Source organism: Undibacterium sp. Dicai25W (genome assembly GCF_049340505.1).
In the GTDB taxonomy this organism is placed as follows: domain Bacteria; phylum Pseudomonadota; class Gammaproteobacteria; order Burkholderiales; family Burkholderiaceae_D; genus Undibacterium; species Undibacterium jejuense.
The window spans coordinates 145,493-157,900 of the sequence record NZ_JBMPOQ010000007.1 but is presented as its reverse complement, the minus strand read 5'-3'; the positions used below and the strand labels follow the sequence as shown (position 1 = coordinate 157,900).

The 12,408-nt window shown below is 46.4% G+C and carries 13 protein-coding genes; 8 read left to right on the top strand and 5 right to left on the bottom strand.

Going from position 1 to position 12,408, the window contains the following annotated elements; translation table 11 throughout:
• Positions 1–76: 76 nt before the first annotated feature.
• Positions 77–991 carry an ornithine carbamoyltransferase gene (gene argF, locus ACO0KY_RS10575; RefSeq protein ID WP_423045856.1) on the bottom strand — a complete coding sequence of 305 codons (915 nt, stop codon included), beginning with the start codon at positions 989–991 and terminating at the stop codon, positions 77–79.
• Positions 992–1,385: 394 nt separating this feature from the next.
• On the opposite strand from argF, the gene ACO0KY_RS10570 reads away from it, so the two are divergent.
• From ACO0KY_RS10570 to ACO0KY_RS10555, 4 genes are all read left to right on the top strand, one after another.
• Positions 1,386–2,045: an SGNH/GDSL hydrolase family protein gene (locus tag ACO0KY_RS10570; protein ID WP_186911735.1), complete on the top strand. Its 660-nt coding sequence runs from the start codon at positions 1,386–1,388 to the stop codon at positions 2,043–2,045.
• A 190-nt stretch (positions 2,046–2,235) separates the two neighbouring features.
• On the top strand, positions 2,236–2,892 hold the full coding sequence (locus ACO0KY_RS10565) for a cell division protein FtsQ (RefSeq protein ID WP_422993531.1): 657 nt from the start codon (positions 2,236–2,238) through the stop codon (positions 2,890–2,892).
• A 20-nt stretch (positions 2,893–2,912) separates the two neighbouring features.
• Positions 2,913–4,310 (top strand): MBOAT family O-acyltransferase, encoded by a 1,398-nt coding sequence (locus tag ACO0KY_RS10560; RefSeq protein ID WP_423045853.1) that lies wholly within the window; start codon positions 2,913–2,915, stop codon positions 4,308–4,310.
• A gap of 9 nt (positions 4,311–4,319) precedes the next feature.
• Positions 4,320–5,465, top strand: a complete 1,146-nt coding sequence (locus tag ACO0KY_RS10555; protein WP_423045851.1) for an alginate O-acetyltransferase AlgX-related protein — start codon at positions 4,320–4,322, stop codon at positions 5,463–5,465.
• Positions 5,466–5,563: 98 nt separating this feature from the next.
• Here the strand turns inward: ACO0KY_RS10555 and rsgA are convergent, their stop codons facing one another.
• From rsgA to ACO0KY_RS10540, 3 genes are read right to left on the bottom strand one after another with little or no spacing between them, the layout of a single operon-like run.
• Positions 5,564–6,478 (bottom strand): ribosome small subunit-dependent GTPase A, encoded by a 915-nt coding sequence (gene rsgA / locus ACO0KY_RS10550; RefSeq protein WP_423045849.1) that lies wholly within the window; start codon positions 6,476–6,478, stop codon positions 5,564–5,566.
• A complete protein-coding gene (locus tag ACO0KY_RS10545; RefSeq protein ID WP_186911740.1) occupies positions 6,478–6,828 on the bottom strand; it encodes a 4a-hydroxytetrahydrobiopterin dehydratase in 351 nt (116 codons plus the stop codon). Before ACO0KY_RS10545 ends, rsgA begins: the two co-directional genes overlap by 1 nt.
• Before the next feature lie 47 nt (positions 6,829–6,875).
• Entirely contained in the window at positions 6,876–8,132 is a 1,257-nt protein-coding gene (locus ACO0KY_RS10540) for a M48 family metallopeptidase (RefSeq protein WP_423045846.1), read from the bottom strand.
• 40 nt (positions 8,133–8,172) lie between these two features.
• On the opposite strand from ACO0KY_RS10540, the gene orn reads away from it, so the two are divergent.
• The gene (orn, locus tag ACO0KY_RS10535) at positions 8,173–8,760 is read left to right on the top strand and encodes an oligoribonuclease (RefSeq protein WP_186911742.1); all 588 of its coding nucleotides are present in this window, start codon (positions 8,173–8,175) and stop codon (positions 8,758–8,760) included.
• A 248-nt stretch (positions 8,761–9,008) separates the two neighbouring features.
• Here orn and ACO0KY_RS10530 read toward each other — a convergent pair whose 3' ends face one another.
• Entirely contained in the window at positions 9,009–9,365 is a 357-nt protein-coding gene (locus ACO0KY_RS10530) for an FKBP-type peptidyl-prolyl cis-trans isomerase (RefSeq protein WP_162021193.1), read from the bottom strand.
• Positions 9,366–9,613: 248 nt separating this feature from the next.
• Between ACO0KY_RS10530 and ACO0KY_RS10525 the strand changes: the two genes are divergently transcribed.
• The 3 genes from ACO0KY_RS10525 to ACO0KY_RS10515 are packed head-to-tail and all read left to right on the top strand — an operon-like array spanning position 9,614 to position 12,402.
• Positions 9,614–10,588 (top strand): cytochrome D1 domain-containing protein, encoded by a 975-nt coding sequence (locus tag ACO0KY_RS10525; protein ID WP_186911744.1) that lies wholly within the window; start codon positions 9,614–9,616, stop codon positions 10,586–10,588.
• Positions 10,589–10,595: 7 nt separating this feature from the next.
• On the top strand, positions 10,596–11,396 hold the full coding sequence (locus tag ACO0KY_RS10520; RefSeq protein WP_423045923.1) for a polysaccharide deacetylase family protein: 801 nt from the start codon (positions 10,596–10,598) through the stop codon (positions 11,394–11,396).
• Between the two features lie 37 nt (positions 11,397–11,433).
• The gene (locus ACO0KY_RS10515) at positions 11,434–12,402 is read left to right on the top strand and encodes a sterol desaturase family protein (protein WP_186911745.1); all 969 of its coding nucleotides are present in this window, start codon (positions 11,434–11,436) and stop codon (positions 12,400–12,402) included.
• The last annotated feature ends 6 nt before the right edge of the window (positions 12,403–12,408 follow it).

The following is a 12,408-nucleotide window of genomic DNA, read 5'->3' as shown; positions in this document are numbered from 1 at the left end:
TTAATTATTTTTTGGTGCTGTTTCGTATTTCAGGATCGATTTGAGATTCAATTTAAATAACCTGAACATACAAAAACTAGCGAATTTCGCCAACGACCAAATATTCCAATAATGCTTTTTGTACGTGTAAACGGTTTTCCGCTTCATCCCACACTACCGATTGTGGTCCGTCAATCACGCCAGCAGAAACTTCTTCACCACGATGGGCTGGCAGGCAGTGCATGAACAAGGCATCCGGGTTGGCGCGTGCCATTTTTTCTTCGTCAACTATCCAACCATCAAAGGCTTTCAAACGCGCCAGATTTTCAGCTTCATAACCCATACTGGTCCAGACATCGGTATTGACCAGGTCAACGCCAGCGCAGGCATCCGATGGGTCCTCAAAGACGGTGTATTGCGACGGATCAGCCGTGACTAAAGACATATCCATGTCATAGCCTTTTGGCGTAGAAATATGCAGATGGAAGTTGAATACTTGCGCCGCCTGCAACCAGGAGTACAGCATATTGTTGGCGTCACCGACCCAGGCGACTTTTTTGCCTGTGATCGAACCGCGATGCTCAATATAGGTGAAGACGTCCGCCAGAACCTGACAAGGGTGGTGCTGATTGGTCAGACCATTAATGACAGGTACGCGGGAATTCGCCGCAAAGCGTTCTATCATTTCCTGCTCAAACGTGCGGATCATGATGATGTCGCACATGCGTGACATGACTTGCCCTGCATCTTCTACCGGTTCGCCACGACCGAGCTGGCTGTCGCGGGTGTTGAGGTAAATCGCCGCGCCGCCGAGCTGGTGCATGCCAGCCTCAAAGGAGAGGCGAGTACGGGTGGAATTTTTCTCAAAAACCATGACCAGCGTTCTATCCAATAAAGGATGGTAGGTCTGATAAGCCTTAAACCGTTGTTTAATGATGCGGGCACGCTGCATCACATATTCGAACTCGGTGAGCGTGAAGTCGGAGAATTGCAGGAAGTGTTTGATAGCCATAAATAAAAACGGGCAGCATTTAAAGTTGCCGCCACTGGTCGTAACTGCTTAATTATAAGGGATTAAAATCACTTTCCCATATTAAATTCTGGGAATATCGAATTTCAACAGTATTTTGCTTTGTTTGAATAAAAAAAATCCAGCAAGGGGATAAATTTAACACAGACGTTTTAACTTAGCCTGATTTGTTAATTTTCGTCAATTAGTAAAAAAACGTAAATCTACTTGATAATCTTGTAATTCTGTCAGTGTTTAGTTGCTGCATCGTATTTATAATGGCTACTCTGTATCAACAAAAAGCATCTGTTTTACTGTAGTTGTCTATGTAGTTGTCTATTGTGGACATGACTCCAGGCAGATACCTTCAACAATATTTTAATTTCATCTATCTACTATGAGCGCACTTTTAGCCGGACTGACCGTCCTGATTATCGGCGATAGCCACATGTCTACACCAGATTATCTGATCACGACTTTGCACGATGACTTGATGAATAAAGGTGCTGTTGTCTATTCGTTCGGTGCTTGTGGGGTGGCAGCGGGAGAATGGATGGTGAAGACCCAATCTTCCTGCGGTGGTGCAGAGCGGATTAAAGATGGCCCGGTTGAGGTGAAAAGCGGCCAGGACGCCATGACGCGTCCATTTAATGAATTGGTTAAAACTTACAAACCAAATCTGGTCGTTGTTGTGAATGCCGATACCATGGCTTCATACAATCAGCCAGAATTGCAAAAAAACTGGATCTGGCAACAGGTTTCGCGTTTAACCAAAGGCATTAAAAAGAACGAAGTGAGCTGCGTCTGGGTTGGCCCGGCATGGGGAACCGAAGGTGGCAAGTTCGGTAAAACTTATGCACGTGCTAAGGAAATGTCTGGCTACCTGTCAGAAATCGTTTCTCCATGTACTTATGTTGATTCTCTGAGCTTTTCTCAGCCAGGTGAATGGGGCACGATCGATGGCCAGCATTTCGACGGCGCCGGTTATAAATCCTGGGGCTCAGCAATTGGAAACTTTATTTCTTCCCCAACAGTTTTGAAAACAATTAAGCATTAATATCTGAATGACGCATCGGTTCTGATCCAGAGCTGATGCGTTTTAATTTCAATAGTCGTTCGACGCCTGAATTTATCGTTCACTTCATCGTTGTTTGCCTGGCATTAAGTAAAAAAATCTGGCCGTCATGCTGATCTGATGTTATAGCGACGACCGTGACGAAAACTACTCCAATTATTGATTCGAAAAAATGAAAAAACTGATACTGACCTGTATTGCGACTATGTGTTCAATGGCTGCTTATGCGGATAATCCTTTGTATGAAACGGGTCCAGGGCAGGATTCTTCTTTCGTCCGTTTTTTAAACGCTAGCGGCGATAAAGCGACGGTAGTAAATGGATCAGCTAAAGTAAATTTAGACGCTAAAACAGAAGGGCGTGTTTCACGTTTCTATCCCGTAAAAGCAGGTGAAAAATTAACAGCAACGGTGCAAGTTGGCGCAGTCAAAACGTCCGTCGAAGTTACGGCGAAACCGGGTGAATTCGTTACCGTTGCGATTGTGAATAAAGGCGCAGCATTGGAAAGTATGTTGGTACGCGAAACACCGACCGATTTCAATGCCATGCGTGCATCCATTTCTTTGATGAATGTCGATGCGAGTTGTGCTGCCGCTGGCCTGACTGGTGGCGCCAAAAATGCCATGATATTTGAAGCGGTTAAGCCGGCGACCACAACGCGCCGCCTGGTCAATCCCGTAAGTCTGACTGTGCAGGCTAATTGCGGTGGCGAGGCAGCAGGTGCTGCGGTCGATATGTCGCAATTGCAGGCGGGAGAGCGTTACAGCGTGATTGTTATTCCTGCTAAAAAAGGTCGCCAAGCGTTCTTTGTACGCGATTCCACTTCCTAATCTGAGTCAGCGTATTTACCATGGTATTTGCATCTTTAGAGTTTCTGACGCTCTTTTTACCGCTTTTTTTTGCGTTTTATCTGATCACGCCTCAGCGATTTCGTAACCATACCTTACTGATCGGTAGCTGGTTATTTTATGCGTGGTGGACGCCGAAATTTTTATTGCTGATCATTGCCTTGACTATCCTGGCATGGGGTGCGGCGATATTGATCGATAAAGCATATGACGAGCGTTTAAAAACTCGCCTGATGGTGGCGACCATCGTATTAAATCTGGCATCGCTGGTTTGGTATAAGTACACCAATATGGTCATTGCCTCTCTCAATACGATATTGACCGGACATGATTTGCCGGAGATACCATGGGTCAAGCTGATGTTACCAATCGGCTTGTCGTTCACAGTGTTGCATGCTATTTCTTATGTCGTCGATGTCCGTCGTAAAACGGTACCGGCGCAATACAGCATCATTTCTTTTAGTGCATACATGGCGATGTTCCCGCATTTGATTGCAGGACCTATCGTACGTTATAAAATCATCGATAAAGAACTACGCGAACGCGTCTTTTCTTTAGATAAATTCAGCATGGGGGTGCGGCGTTTTATGATCGGCTTTTCTATGAAAGTGCTGATCGCTGATACGCTGGTACCGGTGGTGACTTTGGTTTTTGGATTGAAGAATCCGAGTTTCCAGGATGCATGGGTCGGTTGCATTGCGTACACTTTTCAGCTTTACTTTGATTTTGCTGGTTATAGTGCGATGGCCATTGGCTTGGGGCTGATGCTGGGTTTTGATTTTGCTGAAAACTTTAATCATCCTTATCTTGCCGTGTCGATTCAGGATTTCTGGCGTCGTTGGCATATGACTTTATCGTCTTGGTTGCGCGACTATTTGTATATCAGTCTGGGTGGTAATCGTCACGGGGCGGGCCGTACCTATGTGAATCTGATGTTAACCATGGCGATTGGTGGCCTGTGGCATGGTGGCGATAACTGGAATTATCTGATCTGGGGTTTTATCCAGGGCGCTGCTTTGTGTTGCGATCGTGCGTTCACACAGCGTGGATTGTCGATGCCCAATTATGCTTCGCGCACCTTGACCATGTTGACGGTCATGTTTGCCTGGACGGTATTCCGTGCGTCTGGTTTTGATCATGCGCTCGATATGTGGGCTGGTCAGTTAGGTTTGCACGGCATGGCGATGGCGGACGAAGTGATTTTGGCTTTACGACCAAGTATCTTGCTCACCTTTGCGATTGGCCTGATCTGCGTAATTTATCCAGCAACGCCTATCGGTAAACGCGGCGGATTAGGCATCATGAGCTGGAGCATGGTGTGGCCAGTCATCACATTCGCGTATGCGATTGTCGTGCTGGCAGGACAAAAAGCCATTCCGTTTTTATACTTTCAGTTTTAAGGAAAAAACATGAGCGAATCTTTTTCCTTTGACGCCAAAAAAGCGGGTGCGTGGCGCTATGTTCCGGCCGTATCCTTTGCTGCCATCATGCTGACCGGTCTGGTTGTCAGTGTTTCTTCTTTAATGAATGTGTCGCAAAAGACATGGCAAGAGATGGCACCTGTACAAAGCATCGTACAAGGTGAGTCTACACGTCGCTTTACTACACAATTAAATGAGCATTTTCTGTGGAGTAAGCCATTCGCCAAAATTCAGCGTGCAGTAGATTGGAACATTGCACGTGATGCGGGCGCCGCGGTCAGTGTCGGATGCACAGATTGGTTTTTTCTGAATGACGAGTTGAACACCTTTGATGGTGGTTCGCAAAATGCGAACGCACGCGCTTATATGGTGGAGCAAGTTGCACATCTGCTCAAACAACGTGGCGTGAGTCTGATGGTTGCAGTTGTACCTGACAAAACCCGCATAGAGCAAGAACACCTGTGTGGGGTTCATCGACCAGCAGCATTTGCGCAGCGCGTCGAAATGTGGATCAATACCCTTAGAAAGAATCAGGTTGAAGTCATCGACCTGCGTGAAGCACTGGAGTCAGTCAAAACAGAGCGTTATTACCGTACAGATTCACATTGGAATGAAACCGGTGCTGATGCCGCAGCAATGGCGATCGCGCGTCGATTGCAAGATTTACAGTTGGCTGATAAAACGGATTTAAAACCAGCACCTGGTGCGATTAAAACCGTTACCGAAGAACGCCCCGGTGATTTGTTCCGTGTATCCAATCTAGAAGGCGTGCCGCTGTGGTTGCGTCCACCAGTTGAAAAAGTCGCCAATAGTACCGTCGCCCCCGTCGTTAATAAGAGTGATGATTTGTTTGGTGACGGCGGTCTACCATCGATCGCATTGGTGGGAACTTCATTTAGCCTGCGTGGCAATTTTGTGCCGTTTATGAGCCAACATCTGGGCGTACCAGTCGCTAATCTGGCAAAAGACGGCGGCGATTTTGACGGCGCGGCGATGACTTATCTGCAAAGTAAAGCGTTTCAGCAGGAACCACCTAAAGTTGTGATTTGGGAAGTGCCAGAACGCATGCTGCAAAAACCGTTTAAAGAGAGTGAACGACAATGGTTGGAGAAGTTGAAACAGGGGCAGCTTTGAAGCGTATCGACGCTTTCTGAGAGGTTCTGTAGGGCGGGTGCGCACCGCCAGCCAACGCGATGGCAGGAGATGCACCCACCCTACGAGTCTTTACAACATCAATGTGGTTTATAACCCATTGTCTGTTGAGATTCGTGTACCAACTGTTCAAACATCTGGTGCCGCATCGGCGAGATTGCGCCGCTTTTTACAGCCTCTAAAATCGCACAATTTGGTTCGGCATGATGGTGGCAATTATAGAATTTGCAGTTTCCCAGATACGGCAAAAATTCTGGAAATGCGCGCTCCAGCATACCTTCGCTTAAGTGATGTAAACCAAATTCCTGAAAACCCGGAGAATCAATCACATACGAATTCTCGTCCATGTGATACAGACGCGTAAATGTGGTCGTATGTTTTCCGGTGTCTAATGCAGCAGAGATCTCGCGTGTCGCGATTTCTGCGTCGGGTATCAGCAAATTGATCAGAGAAGATTTACCCATCCCCGATTGACCAATCAGAATAGTACTTTGGCCTTGCATTAGTTTGGTCAGGAGCGAGCGGGTGACTTCCGGATCGCCTTTAGCTGAAACCTCATGCACCGGATAGCCCAGTTTGGCGTACAAACCAACGCGCTGACGGGCTTTTTCCAGTGATTCTGTCACGTCGACTTTGTTCAGAATTAAATGCGGCTTAATGCCAGACGATTCCGCAGCAACTAAGGCACGCGATACCAGATCATCGGTAAAGCTAGGTTCGGTGGCGACCACAATCAAGAGTTGCGTTAAGTTTGCCGCCAGCATCTTAGATTTGTACTGGTCAGAGCGGTACAGCAAAGTTTTGCGGTCGGTGATCGCTTCGATGACGCCTTGATTTTTGGACGTGAGGGCAAACTCCACAATATCACCAACGGAGACATCGCTTTTTTTTCCGCGAGTGACACAATGTAGTTTTTGCTGGCTGCCGTCAATCTCGGCCTGAATCAGATAATGGCGGCCATGCGCAGCAATGACCAGACCTTGCAAGCGTGCCATCAGGAAAAGCTCTGCTCAAAAACCGCATCAATCTTAGCCGCGCAGATAAAGTCATTGACTGAAATGCCGCCTTTGCCGTCATTCACAGTGTGTGTATCGAATTTGATCACGCAACGGTTATAGGTAACGACTAATTCTGGGTGATGATCTTCGGCGTGAATGACGTAGGCAATCGCGTTAATAAACGACAGCGTTTCGTAATAGTTTTTGAAGTTGTATGTTTTAACGATGCGTGGGCCATCTTGCTCCCAACCTGGTGTCGCTGCGAAATAGGGCGCCAGCTTGGAATCAGCCAGGCCAGTTTCAGTATGCTGAGATTTGATCGCAAGTAAATCTGTGGTCTTAATCATGGTGTCTTCCTTTATTTGCTTATTTCTTACTTATTTTAAAACTCGTTTCAGGATGTCAGCAATTTGCTGATGCGAACGCTCGCTGGTGGGTGAGAATCATAAAATGCCGAGTGCAGCGGGTCTGGCGTCAATGTCGATGCATTATCTTCATACAGTTTGACCAGCGCTGCAACCAGGTCATTTGCATTGGTGTGATGGGCAGCAAATGCATCGGCTTCAAATTCGTGTTTGCGGGAACTGATCGAGGTCAGTGGCGAAAACAAAAAGGTAAAGACAGGCAAGCTCAGCATAAACAAGATCAGTGCCATCGCATCATTTTTTGCCAGTAACATAGGATCAACACCCAGTCCAGTATAAAACCAGACTTGCTGCTTCAGATAACCAAGCAATGCTAAAAATGCCAGCGACACACCAAAAATCACCACCATGCGTTTGACGATGTGTTTGAGCTTAAAGTGCCCCAATTCATGCGCCAGTACAGCTTCGATTTCTTCTGGTGCCAGGCGGGCAATCAGCGTATCAAAAAACACAATGCGCTTCGCTGCGCCAAAACCTGAAAAATAGGCATTGCCATGTGCGCTACGCTTGGAGCCATCCATTACAAACAAGCCTTTAGAAGCAAAACCTACTCTTTGCATTAAACCTTCAATGCGGCTACGCAGACTGTCGTCTTCTAATGGCGTAAATTTATTAAAAATCGGCGCAATCACGCTAGGGTAAATCAACATCATCAACAGTTGAAAACCACTCCAGACTACCCAAGCGTACAGCCACCACAGCGCACCGGACTTATCCATCAAATTCAACACCACCCAGATCAAAGGCAAACCAATCACTGCACCTAAGGCGGTGCTTTTCAGCATATCACCGAAAAACAGAGCAGGGGTCATCTTATTAAAGCCAAACTTTTGTTCCAGCACAAATTGCGAGTAATACGAGAATGGCAAATCCAGTAATCCGCTGACAACAGCAAATGCCGCCAACAAGCCAATTTGGTACAGCATGCCGGGGCCAGTCAGGTTGAGTACCGTTACCGACAAGAATTGCAGTCCACCAAACAAAGTAAAACCCATCAGCACCACAGCGTTAAAAAGCAGCGAAACCAAGCCGAATTTAGTCTTGGCGATGCTGTAATCAGCCGCCTTCTGATGCGCTTCCAGGGGGATTTTAGACGCAAATTCTGGTGGTACTGCAGCGCGATGCTGGAGAATGTGACGAATCTGGCGCGAGCCCAGCCAGAACTGCACAATAAGAGTAATCAGCAGAAAGCCGATGAAGAAAACCGAAAAGGTAACTGAATTCATGGGAAAATGTGGCATTCGTAAAAAAAGCTAAGGAAGAATTATGTCACAAGCTACCGACATTCAAGCAAACACTAACACTACAATCCGCCCAAATGAGATGAATCTGATCTGGGTTGACATGGAAATGACCGGTTTAGAGCCAGATACTGACAAAATCATTGAAGTGGCGGTCGTGGTCACAGACTCACAATTGAATGTATTGGCAGAAGGTCCGGTGTTTGTTATCCATCAATCTGACGAAACGCTGGATAAAATGGATGCCTGGAACAAAGGCACCCACGGTCGTTCCGGTTTAATCGATAAAGTGAAGGCGTCCACAGTCACTGAAGCTGAAGCTGAGCAAGCACTGATAGAGTTTTTAAAACCTTACGTGCCAGCCGGTAAATCACCAATGTGCGGAAATACCATCGGTCAGGACCGCCGTTTCATGGTACGCGGCATGCCAAAACTGGAAGCGTATTTCCATTATCGCAATTTGGACGTATCGACGCTCAAAGAGCTTTGCCGCCGTTGGAAGCCGGAATTGTTGGCGGGTTTTAAGAAGCAGCAGAAGCACACAGCACTGGCTGATATTGTTGAATCGATCGAAGAATTAAAATACTACCGTCAGCATTTTATTAAAGAATAAGGTAAATTTTTTGTAGCCACTATTTTGTAGCCACTATTCAACGAACCCTTCTTCCGTGAATGGAAGATCACATGATGGGGTAGGGATTCGGGGAGTTGAGGCGTCCTACATCAGATTGTAAAAAAGCGCCGACATTGGCGCTTTTTTACTGGTAGGGAGTATTTAAATTCATGCTCTTGTGGAGCTTATTTCATCAAGACATTGAGAGAAAATTGAAGGATACTCCCCCATGTTGGTGTCAAACCAAATTAAACACCCAACAATTCAACTTCAAAAATCAAGGTCGCGTTTGGTGGAATCACACCGCCTGCGCCGCGTGGGCCGTAGCCTAAGCTCGACGGGATAGTCAGGATACGTGTGCCGCCAATTTTCATGCCTTGTACGCCTTCATCCCAGCCCTTGATCACATGACCAGCACCGAGTGGGAAGGAGAATGGGTCATTGCGGTCTTTGCTGGAATCAAATTTTTTGCCAGCGCTGCCATCAGGATTTTGCAACCAGCCTGTGTAATGCACTACAACGTGGTTGCCAGCTTGTGCTTCTGCGCCTTCGCCAACAACTTTATCTTCGTATTGCAAACCGCTTACGGTAGTGATCGTGCTCATGGGATTCCTTTAATCTCGAAAAAAAGTGGGGCAATTGTAGAACAAAATTCCTGTTATCGCTTTTATTTACGATGCAATTGCGCTGATCGCGCTCTTAATAACGGCTTTATTTCTCAAATGAAATAAATTGCTTATCGAATTATCATTAAAAAATGGCGAAAAATAAGAAAACTATAAGCTTAATCAAACACTATCGGTCTATGCACGGTAAAATGCTGGCTTATTTCTTTTATTAGCGGTCTTTGTTCATGCGTAGTCGTTCTTTGTTGGCATCCTTGCTGGTTGGTCTTCTCTTTCCTTTTTTCAGTCCTGCGGCACAAGCAAATGTGGTTGTGGTATTGAATTCTCGTGATGCGACGGTAACGCTCCTTGATCAAACGACATACAAAGAAATCAGCACTTTCCCGGTCGGCAAAGAACCCCATCATCTGATGGCGACGCCAGACAACAAATCATTGATCATTGCCAATGCGGTTGGTGATGAGTTGGTGTTCCTCGATCCGGTCAGTGGACAAATTCAACGCCGCATCAAAGATATTGCCGATCCTTATCAAATTGGCTTCTCGCCAGATCAAAAATGGTTTGTTTCGAACTCATTGCGTTTAGATCGTGTTGATTTTTATCGCTATGACGGTAAAGATTTGAAATTAGCAAGTCGTGTACCTTTAGCCAAATTACCTAGTCACATGGCTTTCGACAAAGCGAGCACCACAGTATTTATTACCCAGCAGGGTAGCGATCAGGTGTCAGCGATTGATCTGGCGACCCAAAAAGTAAAATGGACTATCCCGGTGGGAAAATTACCGGCTGGTATTGCCATGACACCAGACGATAAATACTTATTGGTTGGCATCATGGGCAGTAATTATGTTGAAGTCATTGATTGGCGCACCCAAAAAACCGTAAAGAAAATCACGGCTGGTGTGGGCACTCATAATTTCCGTGCAATGGGTGATAAACGGCATATCTTTGTTTCAAATCGTACTTCGAATGAAATCAATATCATCGACCAGCAAACTTTAGAAAACATCGGCAGCATTGCTGTTCCAGGTGGCCCGGATTGTATGGAGGTCAGCGCTGACGGAAAAACTTTGTGGACCACATTGCGCTGGATTAAAAAAGTCGCCGTGATCGATATTCCATCCAGAAAGGTCATCAAGCTGATTCCTGTTGGACGATCACCGCACGGAGTGTACTTTGCCAATCGCGCACCGGACATGTAAAGCTATTCTGAGTATCCAGCGCCCCGCCCAGTACCTGCTGGAGTGGGTGTTGGTAGCCTCGACACTACTCAATGCCAGTAGTGTCACCGCAGCGGGTAACGTTGATCCAAAAGTATGTAAAGCAACCGTCTATCTGACTTTTGATACGGGCAGTCAATCACAGGCGCAGTTGGTTGCCAATACACTGCGTCAACATCACATCAAAGCCAGTTTTTTTCTGGCGAACGAAAAAACCATCAATGGCGATTATTCGCTAGACCCGAACTGGGCTACCTATTGGAAAAGTTTAGCCAACGAAGGGCATGCGTTTGGTACGCATACCTTCGATCATGTCTATGTGGTCAACGATTTAGCCGATGGCCGTATCGTCGTCAAACCACAATTTGGTGCCCAGGCGGGTAAAGAATTAATCTGGACATCACAACAATATTGCGAAGAATTGCATCGTGTCGATGAACGATTTCTACAATTGACGGGTCATAAGCTTGATCCACTCTGGCGCGCACCCGGCGGTAAGCTCACGCCGAATTTGCTCAAAGCCGGTGAGTCTTGCGGTTATCGCCATGTAGCTTGGGCACCCGCGGGATTTTCTGGCGATGAATTATCGAGCGAAAAATTTAGTAATCCGGTGTTGTTGAAGCGGGTGCTTGATCATTTACGCGATGGCGACATTTTTATGGCGCATCTGGGTATCTGGTCGCGTAAGCAAGCGTGGATACCAGAAAATCTGGAACCTTTAATCACTGGTCTGGAACAAAAAGGCTATTGTTTTGCAACTTTGCGCGAGCATCCGGCCTATCGGAAATAGTCGATACGCCAGGCCAAACACTAAGTTAGAAGAAGGCATGAATTATTCAGAACTAATGACAACGCTGCAAGCGTGGATTTTTGAAACTATCGTACAACCCGCCATGTTTTATCTTGGCTTGGGCGAATTTGTTGAAGATTCTTTTGAAGGCGTGGAGTGGTTTATTTTTGGCGTACTGCAATTGATCGTGCTGTTTGTCATTTTGCGGCCATTAGAATCTCTGATACCTGTACAAAAAATTGAAAATCGCTTTGCGCGATGGAATGATTTTATCTACACCGCCTTGCATCGGCTCGGTGCTTTCTCGATATTAATCTTTTTTGTGCTTGACCCCTTGCTGGATAAATTGACGGCGGTCTTGCATTTTGAAGGTGTCAACCCACTCAATCTGGAAAACATGTGGCCGGGTTTTTTGACTTACCCGGCGCTGTTATTTTTTGCGTATCTGGTGGTATTGGATTTCTTTGATTACTGGTATCACCGCGCCGAACACCAGTTTGATTGGTGGTGGGGTTTGCATAGCCTGCACCATAGCCAGCGCGATATGAATTTATGGAGCGATAACCGCAATCATTTACTCGACGATTTTTTACGCGATGTATATATGGGAGTGATCGCCATTGTGATAGGTGTACAACCAGGGCAATACGTGATGTTAGTGATGGCGTCGCAGATGTTGCAGAGTTTGCAGCATGCGAATATCCGAGTACATTTTGGCAAAGTCGGTGAATACTTCTTGGTGTCGCCACGCTTCCATCGTACCCATCACGCGATCGGTATTGGTCATGAAACCAAAGGCAAGGGCACCCTTGGTGGACATAATTTTGCGGTGCTGTTTCCGATATGGGATGTAATGTTTGGTACTGCGTATTTTAGTAAAGAATTTGCATTGACCGGCATACGCGATCAATTGCCAGCGCCGGAAGGGTGCTCTCGTGAATATGGTACTGGCTTTTGGTCGCAGCAATGGCTGGGCTTAAAGCGTATGTGCGGCCTGCAAAAATAATGATGC

Coding starts and splice junctions, on each gene's coding strand:
- argF (WP_423045856.1), bottom strand. CDS start 991: ATGGCTATCAAACACTTCCTGCAATTCTCCGACTTCACGCTCACCGAG.
- ACO0KY_RS10570 (WP_186911735.1), top strand. CDS start 1,386: ATGAGCGCACTTTTAGCCGGACTGACCGTCCTGATTATCGGCGATAGC.
- ACO0KY_RS10565 (WP_422993531.1), top strand. CDS start 2,236: ATGAAAAAACTGATACTGACCTGTATTGCGACTATGTGTTCAATGGCT.
- ACO0KY_RS10560 (WP_423045853.1), top strand. CDS start 2,913: ATGGTATTTGCATCTTTAGAGTTTCTGACGCTCTTTTTACCGCTTTTT.
- ACO0KY_RS10555 (WP_423045851.1), top strand. CDS start 4,320: ATGAGCGAATCTTTTTCCTTTGACGCCAAAAAAGCGGGTGCGTGGCGC.
- rsgA (WP_423045849.1), bottom strand. CDS start 6,478: ATGGCACGCTTGCAAGGTCTGGTCATTGCTGCGCATGGCCGCCATTAT.
- ACO0KY_RS10545 (WP_186911740.1), bottom strand. CDS start 6,828: ATGATTAAGACCACAGATTTACTTGCGATCAAATCTCAGCATACTGAA.
- ACO0KY_RS10540 (WP_423045846.1), bottom strand. CDS start 8,132: ATGAATTCAGTTACCTTTTCGGTTTTCTTCATCGGCTTTCTGCTGATT.
- orn (WP_186911742.1), top strand. CDS start 8,173: ATGTCACAAGCTACCGACATTCAAGCAAACACTAACACTACAATCCGC.
- ACO0KY_RS10530 (WP_162021193.1), bottom strand. CDS start 9,365: ATGAGCACGATCACTACCGTAAGCGGTTTGCAATACGAAGATAAAGTT.
- ACO0KY_RS10525 (WP_186911744.1), top strand. CDS start 9,614: ATGCGTAGTCGTTCTTTGTTGGCATCCTTGCTGGTTGGTCTTCTCTTT.
- ACO0KY_RS10515 (WP_186911745.1), top strand. CDS start 11,434: ATGAATTATTCAGAACTAATGACAACGCTGCAAGCGTGGATTTTTGAA.